This is a genomic window from Nitratireductor sp. PBL-C9 (assembly GCF_050877045.1).
Classification (GTDB): Bacteria; Pseudomonadota; Alphaproteobacteria; order Rhizobiales; family Rhizobiaceae; genus Nitratireductor; species Nitratireductor aquimarinus.
The window spans coordinates 87787-109461 of sequence record NZ_JBPAXW010000003.1 but is presented as its reverse complement, the minus strand read 5'-3'; the positions used below and the strand labels follow the sequence as shown (position 1 = coordinate 109461).

Genomic DNA, 21675 nt, shown 5'->3' with positions numbered 1-21675 from the left:
GTCAATGCGGCGAAACGAATGGTGGAACCGTCACTGTGGATGACGTTACGGCCAGAACCTTGAACAGCGTGCCCATTTGCTCAGGCCCGGCCAGTCGCTCCACGGCGTTGCGGATTGCCTGCTGTTCCGTGCCGTTCTTGTCGGCGCCCAGTCGCCCGGCGCGCTCCAGAATGCCAAGCCCGATGAGGAAGTCGCCCTGATCCATCAGCGCTGCGGCAAGCCCTTCGTCCCGTGCAGCGCGTGCAAGGGCGGAAAAATCCACATGCGCGGTCAGGTCAGCCTTGCCCTGGTCCTTCAGGATATTCGTGTAGGCATGGCTGCGCATGGCCTGAAGCGTGTCGCCCGGTGCGGGTTTGGCATAGCCGTAATCGATGAAGAGGGCCGCGCCGCCCTCAGTGCGAATGCGTTCCGCCATGCGTGTCATCAGCGCGTTGCGTGCCGGTGCGAGCTCGACAATGGCTCCAGGGGGCGCTTCTTTTGCACCGGGCGGCAGAAGCGTCTCATCGGCTGCGCCTGCGCCGGCCATGAATGAAAGCCGGTCATTGGCGTCGAGGCCGACCGTGCGTTCGCGCCAGCCCGAATCGGTCTTTACGTATTGGCGCACCGGAATGGCGTCGAAAAGCTCATTGCCGATGATGAAGAGCGGGCCGTCCGACAGCGCGTCGATATCGGTGATCCACCGGGGAGACGCGCCGGATGCCGCGAGCGTCTTGCGCTGCACCTCGCTCAGCCTTGGGCTCGCTTCGATCATGTAGAGGCGCATCTGCCGGCTGAACGCCGGGTCGATCTTTGCCCAGGTTCGCAGCATGTCCTTCATGAGCGTGCCCCGGCCGGGACCGATCTCCGCAAGAATGGGATTGCCCGGCGCACCGCTGGCCTTCCACGCGGTGTAGAGCCAGACGGCGCACAGTTCGCCGAACATCTGGCTGATCTCGGGCGCGGTGGTGAAGTCGCCTGCCGCGCCAAAAGGCTCGCGCGTCGTGTAGTAGCCCTGTTCGGGGTCGAACAGGCAAAGCGCCATGTAATCCGCGACGCTCATCGGTCCCGTCGTCGCGATCTGCGCCCTGATGCGCTCCTCCAGTGTTTTCATGGGGCTGTCGCCGGAGCGGCCTTGGCCCGCGCCCGCAGCATTGCCCAGACGCCCACCAGCACCATCGGCGTCGAGAGCACCATGCCCATGGTGAGCCAGTCGCCCGCCAGATAACCGATATGCGCGTCCGGCTCGCGGAAGAATTCGACGATGATGCGCGACAGGCCGTAGCCGCACACAAACGCGCCGGCGACGAAGCCGGGCATCTTAAGCTTCAGCCCCTTATGGGTGAGAAGGCGCAGAACCACGAACAGCACCAGCCCTTCGAGTGCGGCCTCGTAAAGCTGGCTCGGGTGGCGCGGCTCCGGCCCGCCATTGGGGAAGACGAAGGCCCAGGGCGCGTCCGTCACCCGGCCCCACAGTTCCGAATTGATGAAGTTGGCAACCCGCACGAGGCCGAGCCCGATGGGCACAACGGCGGAAATCGTGTCGAACAGGCTCCATGCATTGATGCCGCGCTTTTTCGCAAAGAGAAGCATGGCGAGCGTGACGCCGAGCAGCCCGCCGTGAAACGACATGCCGCCTTCCCACACGGCGAGAATGTCGAGCGGGTTCGCGATGTAGCGGGGGAGATCGTAGAAGAGAATGTAGCCAATGCGTCCGCCGGCCACGATGCCGATGGCGGCCCACAGAACGAAATCGTCGAGATCCGTGACCGTCATTGCCGGCTTGCCGCCGGCCCAAAGACGTTCGTTCGAAACCAGCCGTCGCGCATACCACCAGCCGAGCAAAATGCCGACCACATAGCCAAGCCCGTACCAGTGAATGGCAAGCGGTCCCACCTGCAGCGCCACCGGGTCTATGTTGGGAAAGGGCAGGGCGGCCAGCGGCGTCATCAGATAGTCGGTCAATCGGGCCTCCCGGCGCGTGAATTCAGACGCGGCAGGTATTGCGGAGCATCGGGGCGAGGTCAAGGCGCGCAGTGCCGCGGCTTCCCATCTTCAATCTGGAGAAGGCGCTAAGGCTTTCAGCCTAGTCGCTACCTCAAGTCCCGAGGCGTAGAATTCCGGCTCCTCAGTCTCGGCAACAGATTTCTCGATAAGGAGCAGTATCAACCCCGGGAGGTAATGATGACCGATACCAAGTGGATGATCAGGGGACGTGAATTTATTCACTGCAACTGCGCTTATGGATGTCCATGCCAGTTCAATGCCCGGCCCACACATGGAGGCTGTCACGCTGTCGGGGTGGTGCATATCGATGAAGGCCGGCATGGCGACGTCAAACTCGACGGTCTGAGCATGGCCATGATCGTGTCATGGCCTGGCGCCATTCACGAAGGCCATGGGAGTGTCGTGCCCATCATAGATGAGCGCGCCGATGAAAAGCAGCGCGAGGCAATGCTGCGGATCATGAGCGGTGAGGATACGGAGCCCGGCGCAACCTTCTTCCAGGTTTTCTCAACCACCTATGAGAAAGTGCATGATCCTGTTTTCGCAAAGATCGATTCCGATGTGGACGTCACTGGCCGCTCGGCGACGTTGAACGTGCCCGGCTTGATCGAGGCGCGCGGTGAGCCGATCATCAATCCGGTTAGCGGCCAGCCACACAACGCACGCATCAACCTGCCGAACGGCTTTGAATATGATGTCTGCGAGGTCGGACGCGGCTGGGCGGACACGCAGGGGCCGATTGCAATGTCGATACCCGACTCGCACGCCCACTTTTCCAGGGTCCACATGACCGGCGAGGGCGTTGTTCACTGACCTGATCCTTCGAGGAGGACAAAGGCATGGCTTCCACCGCACTGGAAATCACTCTGCGGCGTGATCGCCTGATTGTTGGCGCGGCCCTTGCCGCGCTGACGGTCGTTTCCTGGCTCTACATACTGTGGCTGGTTGAGAGCATGGATATGGGCATGACCATGCCTGCAGGCGACATGACCTCGTCCATGCAGGACGCTGCGCCGATGAGCGACATGGCGATGGGCGAGACGGTGATGGCGGGCCTGCATCCGTGGAGCTTCACCTATTTCGTCTTCATGTTCGTCATGTGGGCGGTGATGATGGTCGGGATGATGACGCCATCCGCCGCGCCCATGATCCTCATCTATGCCCGCGTCGGTCGCGCCGCTGAAGAAAAGGGCAGGCCGCTTGCGGCGACCGGTTTCTTTGCCGGCGGCTATCTTCTTGCCTGGACCGCATTCTCCCTTATCGCGACCCTCGGCCAATGGGCGCTGGAGCAGGCGCTTCTTTTGACACCCATGATGGCAAGCGCGAGCGCGCTCTTCAGTGGACTTGTGCTCATTGCCGCCGGTCTGTTCCAGTGGACCCCGCAGAAGGATGCCTGTCTGAGCCATTGTCAGGCGCCGCTTGCCTTTGTTCATGCCCATGGCGGCTTCCGGCGCGAGCCTCTGGGTGCGCTGGCGCTTGGCTTCCATCACGGGCTTTACTGCATCGGCTGTTGCTGGGCGCTGATGGCGCTTCTGTTTGTCGGCGGCGTGATGAACGTTCTCTGGATTGCCGCCATTGCGATCTTCGTGCTTGCCGAAAAGCTGTTGCCGCCGCGCTGGCCGGTGTCGCGCGTGGCCGGTGGCGTTCTGATTGCGCTCGGCATCTGGGTGCTTGCCGGCGGCACGCTTTAGGCTGCGTTCTTGATGCCGCTGCGACAGCAAATGACCTTGCATTCGGCGCGCTGGGCCACTACCTCAAATGGATCAACCTGAAAGGCGCGCCATGACCAACGGAAGCAACCGGATCCTCGACGAATTCGCCAAGCTGATGACCGATGCCGCAGGCGCGGCCCAGGGCGTGCGCCGCGAGGTGGAGACCGCATTTCAGGCGCAGGCCGAGCGGGCCCTGAACGCGATGGACGTCGTCCAGCGTGAAGAATTCGAGATGGTGCGCGAAATGGCGCTCAAGGCGCGCGAAGAAAACGCTGCCCTGACAGCGCGTATCGAAGCACTTGAGGCTCAGCTTGCTGACGCCGGAGCGTCCAAGGCTGCGAAAACTGATTCTAAGCCGGCGTCATCCACCCGGACGAAAAAATAATTTTTTATTACCGTCGCCTGTGTATGGCGTCGAAAAATCCTTGTTCGAGAGTCGCTTACGCCGCGTTGCCCTTGGCAGCGCGGCGTTTCTATCCACACGCCCCCGGTCCTTTCGGCAAAAAAGGTCTGGTCACGCGACTCTGCATCAATAGACTGAATTTACAGCGTGATTCGTAACTGGTCATGCAGTTGGGCAGGGGCGGGCCCGTAGTAGTTCCATGCGTTGTCGTTGTCGCTCCACAATGTGTTTCAGGTTTGAAACGTCTTGCGGGGGAACCCTCCCGCCGTGGATTCTTGCGGGGTGCTTCGGTGCCTCCAGATACGGGAAAGCAGATTAATGAGCCTTCTTGAACTCGACATGACCCGTGATGCGCATCCCGTGGATGTCATCGAACATGTCGCGAACACCAATGACTGGAGCTTCGAGCGCAATGGCGACGACGAGATCGCCATCGCCGTGGCCGGCACCTGGACCGACTACAACGTGTCCTTCTCCTGGATGGAGGAGTTCGAGGCGCTGCATGTGGCATGCGCATTCGATCTGAAGGTGCCCGCGAAGCGCACGCTCGAGGTCATGCGGCTCCTTTCGCTCATCAACGAACAGATGCTGTTCGGTCATTTCGATCTCTGGGAGCGCGAGAACGTCGTCATGTTCCGCCAGGCGCTCGTTCTGTCCGGTGGCGTCGAGCCCACGGGCCAGCAGGTGGAGACCATGCTGAACAGCGCCCTTGAGGCATGCGAGTGCTATTATCAGGCATTCCAGTATGTCATCTGGTCCGGCAGCACCGCACAGGAAGCGCTCAACAGCGTCCTGTTCGAAACGCACGGCAACGCATAAGCTGCAGGGCAGGGGAGCGGGCATGTCCTCCGACAAGACACCGGAAATCACCTTTGACGATTTCCTGAAGGTCGATATTCGCATCGGCACGGTCGTCGAGGCAGAGCCCTATCCCGAAGCCCGCAAGCCGGCGATCAAGCTGAAGGTCGATTTCGGTCCCGAGATCGGCATCAAGAAATCGTCGGCGCAGATCACTGCTCACTACACGCCGGAGGCGCTCGTCGGTCGCCAGGTCGTGGCGGTGGTCAACTTCCCTCCGCGCCAGATCGGCAAGTTCATGTCCGAAATCCTCGTGATGGGTTTTTCGGATGAAGACGGCGCGATTGTTCTGGCCGGTTCCGACAAGAAGGTGCCGAACGGCAGCCGCCTGCACTAGATCGCCATGCGTTCATCCGGGCGCATGAAGGACGATCCAGACTTCTGCCCGCGCATCTGGCGTCAACGGTCGCAGTCGCCGATTTTCTCTTCATTGCGGCGCCCTGAGCGCTCAGCCGATCACCGGTCTCTTGCTGATGCTGGCGAAGCCGGTTTTCTGATCCGCCAACTCCTTGCTGAACCGACCGTTCTTCGCGCATGAAAAAGGCCGTGCGGAGGTCCCATTCCGCACGGCCCCAGACGACCTTATGGGCCGAATGCAGTGATTTGCGTCAGGCGAGTTCTTCGTCGCGCTGGTTGACGAAAATCAGAACGCCGAGGATCGCGACGTAGAACTTGAAGGCAGCGTCCTGGCCGTTCCAGATCTTGGACTGCCACATCAGGAACCACTCGCCGCCAACGACCATGAAGCCGAAGAACCATACGAGGAAGCCGATGGTTGCACCCGCGATCATCAGCTTCTTCGAAGCGTTGAATTCTGCGGCCGAGCCGTTGCGGGCGCCGAGCATCTTCAGGCCGCCGAGCAGGAACAGGACGAAGGTCAGGCCTTCACCTGCGATGATGAGCCAGTAGCCGGCATGCCAGAACGCGGGCGTCGTGATCGCGCGGTACATGGCCGAGTTGCCTTCGAACGTCGTGTCCATGCTGAACACGTGCTGCACGAACGCGAAGTTCGAGCCGTAGTCGGTGATGTTGTTGAACGTAACCATGAACGCGAAAGCCGCGAGGGCCAGCGTCATGGCGATTTTTGCGTAACGTGAGGTCATTTGCCCCTTCCCTCCGATAAGCGACCGGGCAAAACCATTCGTCTGTGGCCCGGGCGCGACTCAGTGTGTTAGACGAAAGGCGTAGGTGCAATCTTTTGTAAGCAAAACGTCAAGCGCGCGCGTATTTTTCGACAAAAGTTTCGACAGTCTGGAGCGGAATTCTTGAAAACGGCTATTGAACTGACCCAAACCGCGCTCCGGAAGGTGGACGCTGAAGGCCTCGGTGACCGTGTCGCCCGGCTGGTGCTTGGCGAATGGGCGCAGACGGGAGACTTCGTGGAACTCGCAGGCGATGGCGGGGTTCTGGTCTTCATCATCCACGCGCGCCGCATCCGCATTGAGGCTGATGGCCGTCAGACGCTTGTCTTCAAACTGGATCATCCGGCGCGACCGGTCACGCGCTGAACCGGACGGAGCGGGTTCTGCGGCCCGGCCTCAGGCCGGAACCCGGATCACCGCCCGCAGACCGCCAAGCGGACTGTCATCCAGCGACACGTCGCCGCCATGGCTGCGCGCAATGTCGCGCGCGATGGACAGGCCGAGCCCGGTGCCGCTCTCATCCTGATTGCGCGCCTCGTCCAGCCGCACGAACGGCTTGAACACGCTTTCACGCATGTCCTGCGGAATGCCCGGCCCGTCATCGTCCACGGTGATGGTCAGAATGCCGTTTGCATTGCGCGCCGTGATCTCCACCTTGTCGGCATAGCGGAACGCATTGCCGATGACATTGTTGAGCAGGCGGCTGAAGGCATTGGGCCGCACATGCAAAAGCGTGTCGCCCGTTGTCACGATCTTCAGCTCGCAGTCGCGCAGGCCCGCTTCTTCCTGCGCGCGCTCGAAGAAGGCGGCGAGATTGAATTCGCCCGGATCTTCCGCAGCCTCGCCACGGGCGAAGGCAAGATAGCCCTCCAGCATCGAGCGCATGTCCTCGATGTCCTGATTCATCGCCTCAATGTCTTCCTTGCTGCTGGCCACGGCCAGTTGCAGCTTGAAGCGGGTCAGGATGGTGCGCAGGTCGTGGCTCACGCCGGTCAGCATGGCCGTGCGCTGTTCGATCTGTCTTTCGATACGTTCGCGCATCAGCAGGAAGGCGCTGCCGGCGCGGCGCACTTCCTCCGCCCCGCGCGGGTGGAAGCCGCTTGGCGTCGGCCGTCCCTTGCCGAAACTGTCGGCAGCCTCCGCCAGTTGCAGGATCGGACGGATCTGGTTGCGCAGGAAGGCGACGGCGATGGCGATCAGGACAAGCGATGTGCCCACCATCCACAACAGGAAGATGTGCGTGTTTGAGGCATAGGCCTGGCTGCGCCGCGCAAAGACGCGCAGAACCCTGTTGTCGAGCTGGATGCGGATCTCGACAATGTTGGAATTGCCCACCGTGTCCAGCCAGAAGGGGCGGTTGATCTGCCGTGTGATCTCTTCGCCCAGCGTCTGATCCAGGATGGAGAAAAAGGGCTTGGGCCCGGGGGCGGGCAGGGGGTCGGGCGGCAGGAGGTCGATCTTCAGCGCCAGCCGCTCCTGCGCAATGCGGATCACCTGGGCGTAGCCGTCGTCGTCGGGATAGGTCTCGATCATGTCGATGATCGCGGAGATGTCGCGTGTCACCGCCTGGCTGAGGCGCTGCGTGACGGTCTGCCAATGACGTTCCATGAACACGAAGGCGATGACCGACTGCAAAAGCAGCATCGGCGCAATCACGATGATCAGCGAGCGCGCATAAAGCTGTTTTGGCATATAGCGCGAGATGACGCGCCAGAAGCGCCGCCATGGTCTGCGCATCGCCCCCAGTGCCTGCTTCAGGCGCGCCAGCGGCGTGATCTTTTCGTTCGAGTTAACCTGCAAGTTCGCCTTCCGCCCTGTGGGCGCCCATTCCCGAGATGCGATTTCGGTTTGATCGTAGAGCATCAGGCCGAAAAGTGGAATCCGGTCTTGCCACATCAGGTACCCGAAACACTGTCTCTCTGGCAGAGGGTAATTTCTGCGCTTGACTTCAAGTCGACTTGAACTTCGACACTCTGCCTGTCGGTGGATGGGCCGCCGGCATTTCAGAAGGAAAGATGCATGTCGACGATTTCGACAGATGCCGCGTTCGCACCGGTCTACCGGGTCGACAAGTTCGCCGTGCCGGCGGCCGGACGTCAGGAATTTCTGGAGCGCGTATCAGCGACCCACGATGCCCTGCGCAGGCAGGATGGTTTTGTGCGCGATGTCGTGCTGGAGCAGGCCTCGGGGCCGGGCGACTTCAATTTTGTCACGCTGGTGGAATGGCGCGATGAAGCAGCCTTTGCCGGAGCCTCACAGGCTGTCGCCAGCATGCACCGGGAAACCGGGTTCGACCGTCATGAAATGATGGAGCGTCTGGGTATCCGGGCGGACATCGCCAATTATCGGGCGTTGCCGGTCTAAGACTATTCCACGCTCAGCCGGTAGCCGATGCCGCGCACGGTCTGGAGATAGACGGGGTTGGACGGGTCGCGCTCGATCTTGCGGCGCAGGCGATTGATCTGCACGTCGATGGTGCGCTCGCCCACTTCCGAATCCTCGCCCACAAGCTCGTGCCGGGGCACGGTCTCCCCGGCGCGTTCGGCAAAAATGACCATGATGTCGCGTTCGCGATCTGTCAGCTTCACGAGCTTGCCCGTGTGCTTCAGTTCGCGCTTGGCAATCTGGAACGAGTAGGGGCCGAAAACGACCTGTTCCACCTTTGGCGTGGTTTGCGGGCTGCTGCGGCGCAGGATGTTGTTGATGCGCAGAACCAGTTCGCGCGGGTCGAAAGGCTTTGGCAGATAGTCGTCCGCGCCGGCTTCCAGCCCCGATACGCGGCTGTCGGTCTCCGAGAGCGCCGTCAGCATCAGGATGGGGGTTTCCTTTTCCTCGCGGAGAGATTTGGTCAGCGAGACGCCGTCTTCGCCCGGCATCATCACATCGAGAACTACCAGATCGAAGTCGAGCCCGACGAGCTTGCGTCGCGCTTCGGCGGCATTGCTGGCGATGGTGACGCGGAAACCGTTTTCGCGCAGGAAGCGGTTGAGAAGGCTGCGAATGCGTGTGTCATCGTCCACGACCAGCAAATGCGGCGCATCATCGCTCAGGACCGTCTTGTCCTTTTCGAGATTGCCGGTTTCGCTCATCGTGATGACCTCCTGAACTTGTGGCGCCTGAATCGGTGCCTTACTTAGAACGCCCGTTTGGCAGTTTGTCCATCTGGGGGCGCAGTTCCGGGTTCACCATGGCGCGCAGGAAGCGCTCCACTGCGGCGACGTCGCCCGGCTCCGCCTCTTCAAGTGCCGCACGGATGCGGCGGGACTGTGGCAGGGCGAGTTCCATCGCCAGGTCACGCCCCTTCTGCGTGGGATAGAGCTCGCGCTGGCGGCGGTCGCGCGGGCCGGGAACCTGCACGATGTAGCCATCATCGATCAGCTGTTTCAGAACGCGCGCCAGGCTCTGCTTGGTGATCCTCAGAACATCCAGCAATTCGGCCACGGTCAGGCCGGGCAACCGGTTCACAAAGTGCAGCACCCGGTGGTGCGCCCGCCCGAAACCATACTCGGCAAGGATGGCGTCCGGATCGGCGGTGAAGTCGCGATAGGCGAAGAAGAGATGCTCGATAACGGCAAAATCCACGCCATCGTCCAGCGTCAGCGGGGTTTTGATCGGCTCATCGTCGATTGTGCTCATGGGCTGCTTGCAGTCGATTTCATTTGTTGGCGAAGAAATTATGTCAGCCTTATTGACATAATTTCGGCGCGTTGATAATTTTTGACAACGTTTTAGGCCTGTAGCGCACAAATTGGTATCTGGAAGAAGCTTTTACGGAACTTCCTTCAAATTCCTGTCCGCCACAGGTAGGCTAAGACGATTGAAGGCGCCGCCCGAGGGGCGGCATTTCGGTTTGTCCGGTCGTTGGAATACGGACCGGCAGGAGAGGTTACATGGCAGCGGTTCCTTTTGATCAGCTCGAGGGCTTTATCTGGCTCAATGGTGAATTCGTCAAATGGGCAGACGCCAAGATTCACGTACTGACCCATGGCTTGCATTATGCAAGCGCGGTGTTCGAGGGCGAGCGCGCCTATGATGGCGAGATCTTCAAGCTCACCGAGCACACAGAGCGTCTGCATGAATCGGCGCGGATTCTCGGCTTCACCATTCCCTGGTCGGTGGAAGAAATCGACGATGCGTGCCGCGAGCTTCTGGCGCGTCAGGGCTTCTCCGATGCCTATGTGCGCCCGATTGCCTGGCGCGGCAGTGAGCTGATGGGCGTTTCGGCCCAGCAGAACCGCATCAACCTCGCCATCGCCATCTGGCAGTGGCCGAGCTATTTCGATCCGGAGCAGCGCCTGAAGGGCATCCGTCTCGATATCGCAGAATATTGCCGTCCGGACCCGCGCACTGCGCCGTCCCGGTCCAAGGCTGCCGGTCTCTACATGATCTGCACCCTGTCCAAGCACGCCGCAGAGGCCAAGGGTTATGCCGACGCGATGATGCTTGACTGGCGCGGTCAGGTTGCCGAGGCGACCGGTGCGAACATCTTCTTCGTCAAGGACGGCGTTCTCCACACGCCGACCCCGGACTGTTTCCTGGATGGCATCACCCGGCGCACGGTGATCGAGCTCGCGCGCCGTCGCGGCATCGAGGTTGTCGAGCGTGCGATCATGCCTGAAGAGCTGGAAGGCTTCGAGCAGTGCTTCTTATGTGGCACGGCCGCCGAAGTTACGCCGGTTGCAGAGATCGGGCCGTACCGTTTCGAAGTCGGTGAAATCACGCGTCTTCTGATGAACGACTACGCCAGCGAGGTTCGTCCGAGCCTGCGCGTCGCTGCGGAGTAAAAGGGATGCAATCAGAGGTTTATCCTCTGATTCTATACACCCTTTATTTGACATGGGCCGGATTCGCGTTTTCATGGGCGCGCCGGCCACGAACGGTCGGCTCTAGATGAGGGACCGAATATGGAAGCTCTACTTCCGATTATCATTCAGGCGGTAACGGGTGTGCTCGGTGGCGAAGCCATCGGAACAGTTGTGAAGAAAGCCGCGATGGGCCATGGCGCCAAGATTTTGAGCGGCATCATTGGCGGTGTTGGCGGCGGTGCTCTGCTGTCGGGCATGGGCGGTGACGCCGGCGCGCTGAGCGGTCTGCTCGGCGATGCCGTTGGCGGCGCTGTCGGTGGCGGTGTGTTGACGGGCCTTGTCGGTGTCGTTATGGGCGCCATGAACAAGAGCTGAGTTCTGTCGAATTCTCGAAGCGGGCAGCCTTGCGGTTGCCCGTTTTGCATTTTTGCCGCATTGCGGCATCTGTAACCTGGAGGGCTTCATGGGAAATCTTCGCGCCGGTGTCATTCCCGTGACGCCATTTCAGCAAAACTGCACGATCCTCTTCGATGAAGAGACGAAGGTTGGTGTCGTTGTCGATCCCGGCGGCGAGGTGGATCGCATCCGTGCCGCGATTGAGGAAAACGGCATTGCCGTCGAGGCCATCTGGCTTACCCATGGTCATATCGATCATGCGGGCGGCGCGATGGACCTGAAAGAGGCGCTTGGCGTGCCGCTGATCGGGCCGCATGAGGATGACCGCGACCTTCTCTCCAATCTGGAAAATCAGGCGCGCATGTTCGGGCTGGATCAAAGTGTGCGCAACGTCACGCCGGATCGCTACCTGAACGAAGGCGAGACGGTTTCCTTCGGCGATCATGTCTTCGAAGTGTTTCACTGCCCGGGGCATGCGCCGGGCCATGTGGTGTTCTTCAATCGCGATGCGCGTTTTGCCCATGTCGGCGATGTGCTCTTCAATGGCTCCATCGGCCGCACCGACCTTCCGGGCGGCGATCACGACGCTCTGATCCGGTCGATCAAGGACAAGCTCCTTCCGCTGGGCGATGATATCGGCTTTCTGTGCGGGCATGGTCCCGGCGGACGGTTTGGGGACGAGCGCCGCAGCAATCCCTTCCTCGTCTAGTTCCAGGCAGCGTTTCATGGAAACGCTGCTTACGCCATCTCTCCTTACTGCTCGCGCATTCCCGCGAGGGCCGGTTATCTGGCTGACTTGCGGGTTGCTTCGTACGTCAGGCCCGGTTCGGGTTCAGTCGTGCGAGGCCATATCCCGCCAGGGCGAGGGCGATGCCTGATGCAATCGTTCTCGTCTGGTTCCAGAACTGCCAGCGCGAAGAATAGTCGGTCCAGATTTCCTGCGCCGCATCCAGCTCCTTGGGCACGACGACAAGAGCCAGCGCTTCGTTCATCGGCACGTTGATTGCCGCTGTCAGAAGCAGCCCCAGTGCGAGATAGACAAGCGCTCCGACGCCGAAAAAGGCTGCGGATGTCTTCTGCCCGCTGCGCAGGATCAGGAACGCGGCAAGCCCCATCACCACCGGCGTCAGAAAGAATGCCGGGAAGAAAACCGTGTTGCGCACGGAGGCGTTCATCGCCTGCATGGCCTGGATTGCCACGCGGGGATCTGCCTGATCGAGCCCCCACATGGTCGAGCAGACCCAGGCATAGAAGAAGCCGAAAATCGCCCCCGCAAACAGGATCGCGGTTACTGAAACGGCAGTGGTCAATGCGCGCATCATCATCTCCTCGGCTTTCGTACACATATGTACGGTTTTGTAATTCCGTACATTGATGTACGATTTGAGTCAACGAGACCGGAGATTCGGATGCGGGACGAAACGCGGGCGCAGAGACAGCTCCAGATAGAAGAGGCTGCCTACGCGCTGCTTGGCGAGAAGGGGTATGGCGCAACATCGATGCTCAGTGTCGCCAGAGTGGCGCGGGCCTCGAATGAAACGCTCTATCGCTGGTATGGCGACAAGCGCGGGCTCTTCAAATCGATGGTCGAGACCAATGCGCGTGATATCCGGGCCGCGCTCCGCGATGCAATCGACAGCGGGGCTGATCCTCTGGCCAGTCTTGAGAAAGTCGCGCCGGTTCTCCTCACCATGCTTCTTGGAGAGAAGGCGGTTTTGCTCAACCGCGCGGCCGCTGCCGATGAAACCGGCGAGCTTGGAGCGGCGCTGGCAGAGGGAGGGCGCAATGCGGTTGCGCAGCTGATCGAGGCGCTGCTTCGCCAATCTATGAAAAGCGGTGCGATCCGGGCCCCTTCCGCTGCGACGGCGGCCGAGTGGTTTCTCGGGCTTCTCATCGGTGATCTGCAGATCAGGCGGGTCATCGGGGTGCTGCCAGAACCCGGTGCGGACTTTGTTGCGGACAGGGTGGCTGGCGCTTTGGCTGCTTTCAGGGTGCTATGCGCCAATGCGTCTCAGGGTTGAATTTTTTATTAAGAATCATCTATAGGTAAATTCTGCATCCTGAGAATGCAGAATTTGTTCCGAGGGTCGCATTTGTCCCGAAAATCGCATTTGTCCGTGTTGGCGATTTCCGGAGTGGCGACGCGTAATCTGTCCCGCGTCAGTCTCTCGTGTTCTGATCTCGTTTTACGCATGCGTGTTATCCGGGCTGTGTCTTGACGCCCTGATCAGCTTTTTCATGAAGAAAGGCCGGGCAAAGCCCGGCCTCTTTTTCTGGAGCAGGGAAACTCCGGGTGTCTAGCGCGGCTGGCAGAAATGCCGGTTTCCATCATATCCCATGAAGGTGCCGGTCCGGCCATCGAAGCTGCGGTAGCGGTTTGAGCAATAGCGGAACCATTCACGCGACCAAGGTTCCATGCTCGCACGATACTGAACGGGACGTTCACGATAGGCCGGGCGTTCGCGGTAGGCGGGTGCGCTCGGATAGTAATCACGGTAGACCGGCTGGTAATCCGGGTAGCGCGGACGACGCGGCGGATCGATATAGACGCGCTCATTTCCGCGGCTCGATTCCGAGAGCAGACCGCCGACAATGGCGCCCGCAGCCAGGCCGAGCACGCCAGCAGCGATGGCGTCATTGTTGTTGTTGTGCCGGTGGCGATTGCGGTGGCCGGCGTCGGCCGTCGAGATCGCCCCAAGCGTTGTTGCAGCCACGGCAAGCGAAAGAATGCCCGTCTTCAGGATGCGTTTCATGACCTTACCTCTTCAAGTGTCGCTGCCGTGTTCAGGGGGAGGGGGCAGCTGTCACAGAGGGTTTATTCACTGGCACCTGAATGCTGCCTGAATAAGGCTGCCACCTTGTGTTCAACCGTTATGAAGGGGCCACATATTCCGTGTTGCCGCGAGGATGGCTTTACGGGGGCGGTCGGTGCGGGTATCGCGATTGTCATTTCCGCGTCGTCGCGCCTGCGCTAGAATTCGATTCCGGTGCGGCCCGCGCCTCCTCCCTCCATCGGGAAAGCACAGTTCATGCAAGGGCGTTCCCGTTTCGAACCGACTGTTCGGGCAAGCGCATAAGGAGGGATTGCGAAATCCGCTCGCGATAGGAGGTTTCAGATGAAACTCACTGCACCGCTCTATGTCCTGAAACGCAGGGCGAAACTTATCTCCCGCCGTGATGGCCTGCCGCTTCATGCTGCTCTCGACCGCATTGCGAAAGAAGAGGGCTATGGCGCGTGGAGCCTGCTGGCAGCGAAAATGTCGGCGGCTTCGCCGGCCTCAAGGCTGTTCCCCGTCTTGCACCCCGGCGATTGCCTTCTGCTGGCTGCGCGTCCCGGGCAGGGCAAGACGCTTCTCGCTTTCGAGCTTGTAATCGAGGCGATGCGGAATGGACGCCAGGGCGTCTTCTTCACGCTTGAATACACGCAGCGGGATATTGTTGAGCGCTTCGGTTCGCTGGCGGCGCAGGCGGATGGCTTCGCAGATCGCTTCACTTTTGACAATTCGGACGGGATCTGCGCCGGGCACATCACGCGCGTGCTCGCCAATGCCGAGCCGGGCGCGCTTGCCGCCATCGATTATCTTCAGCTGCTCGATCAGAAGCGTTCCAACCCGGATCTTCTGGATCAGGTGCGTGCGCTGCGTGCTTTTGCGCGCAGGCGGGGCATCGTCTTTGTCTTCATTGCCCAGATTGATCGCTTGTTCGATCTTTCCGGTCGGGCCATGCCGGGCATGGCCGATATCCGTCTGCCAAACCCGCTTGATTTGGCCCTGTTCAGCAGAGCCTGCTTTCTGCATGACGGCGAGATCCGGTTTGAAACGCTGATGTGAAGTCGTGCCAGATCTGCTGGCGCGGGGTATTCGCATAACTGTTAAAAGGATGGGGCGTTTGGGCCGGGCGCGGTTCGGGCTGACGCTGCCGCGATCTTCTCGCTCGCCTCGTCTTTACCGTCTTGATTTGGCCGGGCTTCGCTGAGGCAGCGCCTGAACTTCAACGCCTCAAGTTCAATGTGCTGGAGAAGCCCAAATCTGACCGAATAGAACCGTCGCGCGACCATCTGGTGGTCGTGCGTCTTCACCCTCTCCGGGTGCAGGTGGGCCTGCCACGGAGGGCAGGCAATACGGCGCCTCAGGCGCCGCAGGCCCTGGTCAGGAGGCAACCATCAGGTTGACGGCCTTGGGACCTTTGCCACGCTTGTCGGGCTCGGTCTCGAACGTGACCTTCTGCCCGTCTTCCAGTCCCGCCAGACCGGAAGCCTGAACTGCTGAAATATGAACGAAAACGTCCTTCTCGCCATCATCCGGGGTAATGAACCCGTATCCCTTGGCTTGGTTGAAGAACTTTACTGTACCACTCTGCGACATAGGAAGGAGTCCTTTCTCCCTTTATGCTGGTTTCGGCGGGCCAACCTCTTGAAGGGTTTTAGGCCCATGGCGTCATCGGTCGTTTACTGGGGGAGAAGAAACAGTCAGCTTCGCGCCTCGCAGTGGGGACCCGTGATTGTGGGCTCTTCGCCCGCACAAGCATATTGTCCTCTTACTATCGGTGCGACTTCCCAGACGGGCCTAAATGGACCCGCTATTGGGGCATGCCATTCCAGTCTCCGGGCCCGCAAATGCCCGAATGGCAGGGAGCTTCCCCGATTTTTTCAAGGGTATCAAGAGAAAGTTTTATGAATAATACGAATTGCGAAGGTGTCTGCGTCTGCAATTCCAGCGAGCAAAGAAAAAGCGCGGCGTTTGCACGCCGCGCTCAAACTCTACAACCGAGATAACCCGGTATTAGGCAGCCGAAAGGTTGACTGCCTTCGGGCCTTTGCCCATGCGATCGGGCTCGACCTCGAAGGAAACCTTCTGGCCGTCGGTGAGCGTGGTCATGCCGGAGCGCTCAACTGCGGAGATGTGTACGAAAACGTCTTTCGCGCCATCGTCCGGGGTGATGAAGCCGAAGCCTTTGCTCGCATTGAAGAATTTAACGGTGCCTGTCTGGGCCATTGGGAAACTCCTTTTCCCTTTGAGAGTTCGCGCCTGCGCAACGTGCACAGATTAGCGGTGGTTCGAGAGTTTGAAGAAAATCGGGGAAAGGGGCCGTCCAAATCATAAAGCTTCCAGTCTCCGGGTCTGCAATCACCCGAGCGCGGGGAATCTATGACACGAAAGGGAAATGGCTACAAGACTGCGTGTACTAGCTAATTGTCTATGATTTACGCATGCTGAGCCGGCTTCAATCGCGGGCTGCGGCCTCCAGCAGCGCGATGTCGAGCTTCACCATTTCCAGCATTGCCTCCGTCACCCGTCTCGCTTTGGGGTGGTCGGGATCGCTGATGAGGGCGTTGAGCATTGCGGGAACGATCTGCCAGCTCAGTCCCCAGCGATCCCTCAGCCAGCCGCATTGCTCTGTCGCGCCGCCTTCGCTCAGTGCCTCCCAGAGCCTGTCGATCTCGGCTTGCGTTTCGCACTCGGCAACGATGGAGAAACTGTGGTTAAAACTGTCGAGCGGCCCGGCTTCCAGCGCCTGATAGCGCTGGCCTGCAAGTGTGAGTTCTGCGATTTTCACGCTGCCTGGAGGTCCGGCCGGCGTCTCTGCCGGCAGCGTGGTGACGTTGTCGATCCGGGAATTGGGTATCAGCGACGTGTAGAGGCCGATTGCGGCCTCCATGTCCTTCTCGAACCAGAGGTGTTGTATGATGTTCATGGCCGCGTCCTCTCCTTCTGTTTGCCTTGGGGGTGTGAACCCCAAGGACGAAGGAGAGAGCGGTTTTCCGACAGAAGGATGCGGTGACGGTCGTGGCTGATGTTGTTTCAGTCGCTGGCAGTGAGTGTCAGCAGGCTTTCGGCATAACCGTTGCCGGCAACCGATGAGCAGAGCGAAGTCCATTCGCAGCCAAGGCATGCCTGGCGTGTCGCGCCTCTGGCGAAGCTGGTCCGCATCCGGTCGAGAAGCTTTCGGTCGGGCGTCAGCAAATGGCCGATTTCGACTGGTTGTCCCAGCCAGCGTGTCAGCGCCCCTGCGGCGCGCTGGTCGCGTTCGCGGACGCTGACATTCAGGCAATGCGGCGTTGCCTCTTCCGCGATGAGGGGCTGGCAGATGTCGTCCGGACCGTCGACGATCAGGATCTGCTCACCTGCGTTGAGGCGTTCGATGATCCGGTCGTAATTGGCGGTGAAGGCGGGGCTGTAGCCCCGCCCGACATAGGTCAGCATGCACAGGAGATGGTGTGCACGCAGCCGCACCGTCATTACGCATCGCCCCGTTTTGCGGTGCGCGAGAGCGCCACCAGCGACGCAGCGCCCAGTGCCGATTTCAGGATTGCGCCGATAATAAAGGGGGTTACGCCAAGCATGATTGCCTTCTCGAGGCCGATCATGCCGGCAAGCCACAGGCCGCCCATGGCGAGGCAGAGGGCGTTCGCGGCCAGCATGGAGGTGAAGGCAAGGAGCGGGCGTTGCGCATTCCAGCCGCGTTCCGTGAGTGCGCCGACAAGCAGCGCCATGAGCGGGAATGAGGCGAGATAGCCGCCCGTCGGGCCTGCGAAATGCGCAAGGCCGCCTGCGCCGCCGGCCAGAACCGGCATGCCGATCATGGCTTCGCCGAGCCATGCGAGCACCGTCAGGGTGCCGAGCCTTGCGCCGTAAAGTGCGCCGATCATGGCGACGGCGAATGTCTGCATGGTCACGGGGACGGGCACCATTGGAACTTCGATGCGTGACGCCACTACCAGGAAGAGCGTGCCAAGCACGACTGCCCCGGCCTTGAAGGCGAGCGACTTCTCGTTGAGCCGGAGTGCGCCGGCATGGCCGATGAGGCCGGTGGTCTGCTGTGAAGCTAAGCTGTGAGGCATGGTCTCTCTCAAATTATAGATAATTATGAGTCTTCATCTATTATTGAGTCCATATTCGCGTCGGCTTGGCAAGGGGGTGTGCAAAATCTCACGCATTGCGTCTTCTGCGCTGCGCCCAGACGCAATTGCGCCACGGCAGGGCAGTGTGACGCTCGGGGAGCAGGTTGGACGCGATTTGGTGTGGCCGTCGGGCCGGAATGAGCCTTAATTAGCCTTCGATCACGAAGGCTTCGCGCCGCTTGCCGGATGCGGTTTCAACTGGCCTGCGTCCGATCCATTGCACATGCCGCGCGAGCACGGCCGAGGCCGCATCCACTTCGCCGCGCCGCAGGTGCTCAAGGATCGCGCGATGGTCGCGGTCCGTGCGGGTTTCCCAGTTCGAGCGCCAGGCCGAAAAAAGAAAGCGCGCGCTTGCCGCATGCAGATCGTCGATCGCCGCCAGCAGGCGGGGCATGCTGCACGACGTGAGCAGAAGTCTGTGAAACCGCCGGTTTGCGGTCTCCCACGCGATCACGTCGCGCGCCTGATCGCCTTCAAGGATTGCCTCTTCTGCAGCCTTGAGGATCGCCGGTGTCAGGTGCTGCGCTGCGTTGCGCAGGGCGAGAACTTCGAGCGCGGCGCGCATCTCGGCCACTTCGCGCACCTGGTTCAGATCGAACGCCGCCACCCTCACGCCGCGGCGCGGTTCGCTCTTGGCCAGCCCCTGCGCTTCGAGCAGCCGAAAGGCCTCGCGCACGGGCACATGGCTTGCGCCAAATTCTTCGGCTATGTGGTCCTGCCGCAGGCGTGCACCCGGCTCCAGCGCGCCGGAGACGATGCGGTCGGCAAGCGTGCGCGCGATCTGTGCGGCTTTGGTCTCTTTGCGATCACTCATGATTATAGATAATTTGCTTCGCGCTGATTTGTCGAGCCATCTTTCTCGCTTCCCCGTTCGGCTTCGGATGGATGGGCAGCTCGCCCGACGCTTGACGGATTTCATATCCGGGATAATTTCTCAAATATGGATTCTGTCTCGATACCCGACCCCACGATTGATCAGCGCATTGCAGAGCGCCTGCGGGCGCTGCGTCAGGAGCGTGGCTGGTCGCTTGACGATCTTGCCGGTCGCAGTGGCGTCAGTCGCGCCACGCTTTCGCGGCTTGAGAATGCGGAGGTGAGCGCCACGGCCAATGTGCTGGGCAGGCTCTGCGCCGCTTATGGCATGACGCTCTCGCGGCTGATGCATCTCGTGGAAGACGATTTCCCGCCGCTGGCGCCACGCGCGGCGCAGGCGCTTTGGGAAGATGCGCAGTCCGGGTTCGTTCGCCGCGTCGTCTCGCCACCGGCCCGTGCGCTTGCCGGAGAGGTGATGGAGGGGTGCCTGCGTCCGGGCGCTTCCGTCTCATATGATGGTCCGCCGCGCCCGGGCCTGGAGCATCATCTCGTCATGCTTGAAGGTGCGCTCCGCATCACGGTCGATGGTGCTGTTCATATGGTTCATCCGGGCGATTGCCTTCGCTATCAGCTGCGCGGCCCCAGCCGTTTCGAGGCCGGGGAAGAGGGCGGCGCGCGCTATCTCCTCTTTACGGTGTGACCATGCAGGATGCCGCCGCCTTTTCGATTGATCGCCTCGACGCTTCGCAGGCTGAAGGCATGCTGCCCGAACTGGCGTCCCTTCTTCATGCATGCGTGCATGACGGGGCAAGCGTCGGCTTTGTCCTGCCCTTTGATGTGCATGAGGCGGAGGGCTTCTGGCGTGAAAAGACCCTGCCTGCGGTCAGATCCGGTGATCGCGTGCTGTTCGTGGCGCGACAGGGGGCGGTGCTCGCGGGAACGGTTCAGCTTGTGGTGGACATGCCGCCCAATCAGCCGCACCGGGCAGAAGTCTCCAAGCTTCTGGTCAGTCCGGCGTTCCGTCGTCGCGGGCTCGCCCGGTCTTTGATGCTCGCGCTCGAGGCCGAAGCCCGCATGCGTGGCCGCAGCCTCATCACGCTCGACACCCGCACGGGCGACAGCGCCGAGCCGCTTTACGCAGCACTTGGTTACGCGGTTTCGGGCGTCATTCCGGATTTTTGCCGCGATCCCTTTGATGATCGTCTCGATCCAACGACGGTGATGTACAAGCGGTTGGAGGTCTAGGGTCAGGGCCCTGTTTTCCGTAGGCGGACGGTGCTCCACCTCACGCGCCTGACACCGTTGCGAACAGATCGTGATGGCGTTGATGGAACCCGCACATGGTACCCGCGCTTGTCCACGGGGGTGGTTCCAAGTCTGCGGAAGAGAATATGCGACGCCTGGAAATACTGGACGGCATGCGAGGATATTTCCTCGTCTTCATGGTGTTGAACCACCTGACCTTTGCCGGCGGATATCTGCTGGTCAAATTCAATCACGGCGAACTGGGATATGTGCAGGATGCGCAGGGCTTCGTGTTCCTGTCCGGCCTGCTTGTCGGCATGGTCTATGCGCGCCGCATGCTCCGCGATGGTTATGCTGCGGGTGCGGCGAAGGTAAGAAAGCGCGCTTTCGAGATCTATCGCTATGCGGTGGCCTGCCTCGTGATCGTCTTTCTGCTCGGCTTGGTGCTCAGCGCCTCTTCCACCTATTGGGAGCCGTGGCTCTGGGATCTCGCCGACCACAATCCGTTCTATGCGCTGGCCTCGCTGCTTCTGCTCTACCAGCCCACCTATATGGATATCCTGCCGCAATACATCGTCTACATGCTGGTGTCTCCGCCGCTGATCTGGCTTTGCGTCACAGGGCGCTGGATGTGGGTTGCGGCACTGTCCGCGTTTCTCTGGGCGGCCGTTCAGCTGGGCCTTCATTTCCCGGTTGCCGGCGGCATTCGCGCGCTGCTTGATGAGGTGCATGAGGGCGAGATGTTTCGCACGGCCTTTAATGTGCTTGCCTGGCAGGCGGTCTTCATGTCGGGCCTCGTTCTCGGTGCGCTCACCGCCACCGGCAGGATCGACTGGGAAAAGGTGATGAACCCGAAGCGCACGGCGCTCGTCTGGCTGGCCTTCGCTCTGGTGCTGGTCTTCATGGGTTTCCGCTTCGGTTTCACCTTCAAGCTTCTGCCCGAGCCGATGATGGAGCGCTTCAGGAGCCTCGACAATCGAACCGAGTTCAGCTTCGTCTATCTGGTGAACTTCATGGCCACCGGTTACCTCGTGGCCTGGATGGTCATGGCGGGGTCACTCGCGGACAACCGGATCGTGCGGGCGCTGGGCAATGGCCTGCGCTGGATATTCAGCCTTTCCTTCCTGCGGCTGATCGGTCGCCATTCACTGCAGGTCTATGCCTGGCACGTGATCGTGATCTACCTCCTGAAAGGGTTCGAGCATCACTATGGTCCGTTCTCGGAGTGGACCAAGACGGCGATTGCGCTCTCGGCCATCGCCTCGCTTGCCGTGCCGGCGCTTTATCGCGAGCGCGCAACCTATTTCAGCAGGGTTCCTTTTCTGCGTGACCGGGCCTCGTCTGATGACGTGAAAGCCCGGGCCGCACCCGCCAAGTGATCCGCCGTCCGGCGGTTCACGCAATTTCACTCCAGCAT

29 protein-coding genes are annotated in these 21675 nt (G+C 60.8%); 15 read left to right on the top strand and 14 right to left on the bottom strand.

The window, feature by feature from the left end:
- Window position 1: 1 nt before the first annotated feature.
- A complete protein-coding gene (locus ACRTG1_RS08010) occupies window positions 2–1090 on the bottom strand; it encodes a class I SAM-dependent methyltransferase (protein ID WP_206994080.1) in 1089 nt (362 codons plus the stop codon).
- Window positions 1087–1926 carry a prolipoprotein diacylglyceryl transferase gene (lgt, locus tag ACRTG1_RS08005; RefSeq protein ID WP_432516203.1) on the bottom strand — a complete coding sequence of 280 codons (840 nt, stop codon included), beginning with the start codon at window positions 1924–1926 and terminating at the stop codon, window positions 1087–1089. Before lgt ends, ACRTG1_RS08010 begins: the two co-directional genes overlap by 4 nt.
- 234 nt (window positions 1927–2160) lie before the next feature.
- Here lgt and ACRTG1_RS08000 point away from each other — a divergent pair, with 234 nt between their 5' ends.
- The 5 genes from ACRTG1_RS08000 (at window position 2161) to ACRTG1_RS07980 (ending at window position 5293) form a co-directional block, all read left to right on the top strand.
- The gene (locus tag ACRTG1_RS08000) at window positions 2161–2796 is read left to right on the top strand and encodes a DUF1326 domain-containing protein (RefSeq protein WP_113156387.1); all 636 of its coding nucleotides are present in this window, start codon (window positions 2161–2163) and stop codon (window positions 2794–2796) included.
- A 26-nt stretch (window positions 2797–2822) separates the two neighbouring features.
- Window positions 2823–3674, top strand: a complete 852-nt coding sequence (locus tag ACRTG1_RS07995) for a DUF2182 domain-containing protein (RefSeq protein WP_432516049.1) — start codon at window positions 2823–2825, stop codon at window positions 3672–3674.
- A gap of 91 nt (window positions 3675–3765) precedes the next feature.
- Window positions 3766–4080 carry an accessory factor UbiK family protein gene (locus tag ACRTG1_RS07990; RefSeq protein WP_113155809.1) on the top strand — a complete coding sequence of 105 codons (315 nt, stop codon included), beginning with the start codon at window positions 3766–3768 and terminating at the stop codon, window positions 4078–4080.
- Window positions 4081–4416: 336 nt separating this feature from the next.
- Window positions 4417–4917, top strand: coding sequence for a YbjN domain-containing protein (locus tag ACRTG1_RS07985; protein ID WP_113155808.1), 501 nt, complete (start codon window positions 4417–4419; stop codon window positions 4915–4917).
- A 22-nt stretch (window positions 4918–4939) separates the two neighbouring features.
- Window positions 4940–5293: a tRNA-binding protein gene (locus ACRTG1_RS07980; protein WP_113155807.1), complete on the top strand. Its 354-nt coding sequence runs from the start codon at window positions 4940–4942 to the stop codon at window positions 5291–5293.
- Window positions 5294–5564: 271 nt separating this feature from the next.
- On the opposite strand, the gene ACRTG1_RS07975 is transcribed toward ACRTG1_RS07980, so the two are convergent.
- Window positions 5565–6059 carry a DUF2165 family protein gene (locus ACRTG1_RS07975; RefSeq protein ID WP_113155806.1) on the bottom strand — a complete coding sequence of 165 codons (495 nt, stop codon included), beginning with the start codon at window positions 6057–6059 and terminating at the stop codon, window positions 5565–5567.
- Between the two features lie 162 nt (window positions 6060–6221).
- Between ACRTG1_RS07975 and ACRTG1_RS07970 the strand changes: the two genes are divergently transcribed.
- Window positions 6222–6464, top strand: a complete 243-nt coding sequence (locus ACRTG1_RS07970; RefSeq protein WP_432516048.1) for a hypothetical protein — start codon at window positions 6222–6224, stop codon at window positions 6462–6464.
- Between the two features lie 30 nt (window positions 6465–6494).
- Here ACRTG1_RS07970 and ACRTG1_RS07965 read toward each other — a convergent pair whose 3' ends face one another.
- Complete coding sequence (locus ACRTG1_RS07965; protein ID WP_113156386.1) at window positions 6495–7835, bottom strand: ATP-binding protein; 1341 nt, start codon at window positions 7833–7835, stop codon at window positions 6495–6497.
- A gap of 282 nt (window positions 7836–8117) precedes the next feature.
- On the opposite strand from ACRTG1_RS07965, the gene ACRTG1_RS07960 reads away from it, so the two are divergent.
- Window positions 8118–8462 carry an antibiotic biosynthesis monooxygenase family protein gene (locus ACRTG1_RS07960; protein ID WP_283799518.1) on the top strand — a complete coding sequence of 115 codons (345 nt, stop codon included), beginning with the start codon at window positions 8118–8120 and terminating at the stop codon, window positions 8460–8462.
- Between the two features lie 2 nt (window positions 8463–8464).
- On the opposite strand, the gene ACRTG1_RS07955 is transcribed toward ACRTG1_RS07960, so the two are convergent.
- Window positions 8465–9187 carry a response regulator gene (locus ACRTG1_RS07955; protein WP_113155803.1) on the bottom strand — a complete coding sequence of 241 codons (723 nt, stop codon included), beginning with the start codon at window positions 9185–9187 and terminating at the stop codon, window positions 8465–8467.
- A 40-nt stretch (window positions 9188–9227) separates the two neighbouring features.
- Window positions 9228–9734: a MarR family winged helix-turn-helix transcriptional regulator gene (locus ACRTG1_RS07950; protein WP_113155802.1), complete on the bottom strand. Its 507-nt coding sequence runs from the start codon at window positions 9732–9734 to the stop codon at window positions 9228–9230.
- A 254-nt stretch (window positions 9735–9988) separates the two neighbouring features.
- Here ACRTG1_RS07950 and ACRTG1_RS07945 point away from each other — a divergent pair, with 254 nt between their 5' ends.
- The 3 genes from ACRTG1_RS07945 to ACRTG1_RS07935 all read left to right on the top strand — a co-directional run bounded on the left by ACRTG1_RS07945 (window position 9989) and on the right by ACRTG1_RS07935 (window position 12008).
- Window positions 9989–10882, top strand: coding sequence for a branched-chain amino acid aminotransferase (locus ACRTG1_RS07945; protein WP_113155801.1), 894 nt, complete (start codon window positions 9989–9991; stop codon window positions 10880–10882).
- Window positions 10883–11002: 120 nt separating this feature from the next.
- The gene (locus tag ACRTG1_RS07940; RefSeq protein ID WP_113155800.1) at window positions 11003–11278 is read left to right on the top strand and encodes a hypothetical protein; all 276 of its coding nucleotides are present in this window, start codon (window positions 11003–11005) and stop codon (window positions 11276–11278) included.
- Between the two features lie 88 nt (window positions 11279–11366).
- Window positions 11367–12008: an MBL fold metallo-hydrolase gene (locus ACRTG1_RS07935; RefSeq protein ID WP_432516047.1), complete on the top strand. Its 642-nt coding sequence runs from the start codon at window positions 11367–11369 to the stop codon at window positions 12006–12008.
- Window positions 12009–12114: 106 nt separating this feature from the next.
- Here the strand turns inward: ACRTG1_RS07935 and ACRTG1_RS07930 are convergent, their stop codons facing one another.
- Window positions 12115–12618, bottom strand: a complete 504-nt coding sequence (locus ACRTG1_RS07930; RefSeq protein ID WP_432516046.1) for a DUF1772 domain-containing protein — start codon at window positions 12616–12618, stop codon at window positions 12115–12117.
- Between the two features lie 90 nt (window positions 12619–12708).
- Between ACRTG1_RS07930 and ACRTG1_RS07925 the strand changes: the two genes are divergently transcribed.
- Window positions 12709–13320: a TetR/AcrR family transcriptional regulator gene (locus ACRTG1_RS07925; protein ID WP_432516045.1), complete on the top strand. Its 612-nt coding sequence runs from the start codon at window positions 12709–12711 to the stop codon at window positions 13318–13320.
- 276 nt (window positions 13321–13596) lie between these two features.
- Here ACRTG1_RS07925 and ACRTG1_RS07920 read toward each other — a convergent pair whose 3' ends face one another.
- On the bottom strand, window positions 13597–14052 hold the full coding sequence (locus ACRTG1_RS07920; protein WP_206544013.1) for a BA14K family protein: 456 nt from the start codon (window positions 14050–14052) through the stop codon (window positions 13597–13599).
- Between the two features lie 363 nt (window positions 14053–14415).
- On the opposite strand from ACRTG1_RS07920, the gene ACRTG1_RS07915 reads away from it, so the two are divergent.
- Entirely contained in the window at window positions 14416–15129 is a 714-nt protein-coding gene (locus ACRTG1_RS07915; protein ID WP_432516044.1) for a DNA helicase, read from the top strand.
- A gap of 318 nt (window positions 15130–15447) precedes the next feature.
- Here the strand turns inward: ACRTG1_RS07915 and ACRTG1_RS07910 are convergent, their stop codons facing one another.
- From ACRTG1_RS07910 to ACRTG1_RS07885, 6 genes are all read right to left on the bottom strand, one after another.
- On the bottom strand, window positions 15448–15663 hold the full coding sequence (locus ACRTG1_RS07910; protein WP_113155796.1) for a cold-shock protein: 216 nt from the start codon (window positions 15661–15663) through the stop codon (window positions 15448–15450).
- A 417-nt stretch (window positions 15664–16080) separates the two neighbouring features.
- Window positions 16081–16293, bottom strand: a complete 213-nt coding sequence (locus ACRTG1_RS07905; RefSeq protein ID WP_113155795.1) for a cold-shock protein — start codon at window positions 16291–16293, stop codon at window positions 16081–16083.
- Between the two features lie 229 nt (window positions 16294–16522).
- On the bottom strand, window positions 16523–16993 hold the full coding sequence (locus ACRTG1_RS07900) for a VOC family protein (RefSeq protein ID WP_432516043.1): 471 nt from the start codon (window positions 16991–16993) through the stop codon (window positions 16523–16525).
- Window positions 16994–17100: 107 nt separating this feature from the next.
- Entirely contained in the window at window positions 17101–17538 is a 438-nt protein-coding gene (locus ACRTG1_RS07895) for a DUF1284 domain-containing protein (protein WP_432516042.1), read from the bottom strand.
- Window positions 17538–18140 carry a biotin transporter BioY gene (locus tag ACRTG1_RS07890; protein ID WP_432516041.1) on the bottom strand — a complete coding sequence of 201 codons (603 nt, stop codon included), beginning with the start codon at window positions 18138–18140 and terminating at the stop codon, window positions 17538–17540. The genes ACRTG1_RS07895 and ACRTG1_RS07890 overlap by 1 nt, the downstream gene beginning before the upstream one ends.
- A gap of 208 nt (window positions 18141–18348) precedes the next feature.
- Window positions 18349–19014, bottom strand: coding sequence for a GntR family transcriptional regulator (locus ACRTG1_RS07885; RefSeq protein WP_432516040.1), 666 nt, complete (start codon window positions 19012–19014; stop codon window positions 18349–18351).
- A gap of 126 nt (window positions 19015–19140) precedes the next feature.
- Here ACRTG1_RS07885 and ACRTG1_RS07880 point away from each other — a divergent pair, with 126 nt between their 5' ends.
- The 3 genes from ACRTG1_RS07880 (at window position 19141) to ACRTG1_RS07870 (ending at window position 21637) form a co-directional block, all read left to right on the top strand.
- Window positions 19141–19713 carry a helix-turn-helix domain-containing protein gene (locus tag ACRTG1_RS07880; RefSeq protein WP_432516039.1) on the top strand — a complete coding sequence of 191 codons (573 nt, stop codon included), beginning with the start codon at window positions 19141–19143 and terminating at the stop codon, window positions 19711–19713.
- Between the two features lie 2 nt (window positions 19714–19715).
- Window positions 19716–20258: a GNAT family N-acetyltransferase gene (locus tag ACRTG1_RS07875; protein WP_432516038.1), complete on the top strand. Its 543-nt coding sequence runs from the start codon at window positions 19716–19718 to the stop codon at window positions 20256–20258.
- A gap of 146 nt (window positions 20259–20404) precedes the next feature.
- A complete protein-coding gene (locus tag ACRTG1_RS07870; RefSeq protein ID WP_432516037.1) occupies window positions 20405–21637 on the top strand; it encodes an OpgC family protein in 1233 nt (410 codons plus the stop codon).
- Window positions 21638–21675 lie beyond the last annotated feature (38 nt).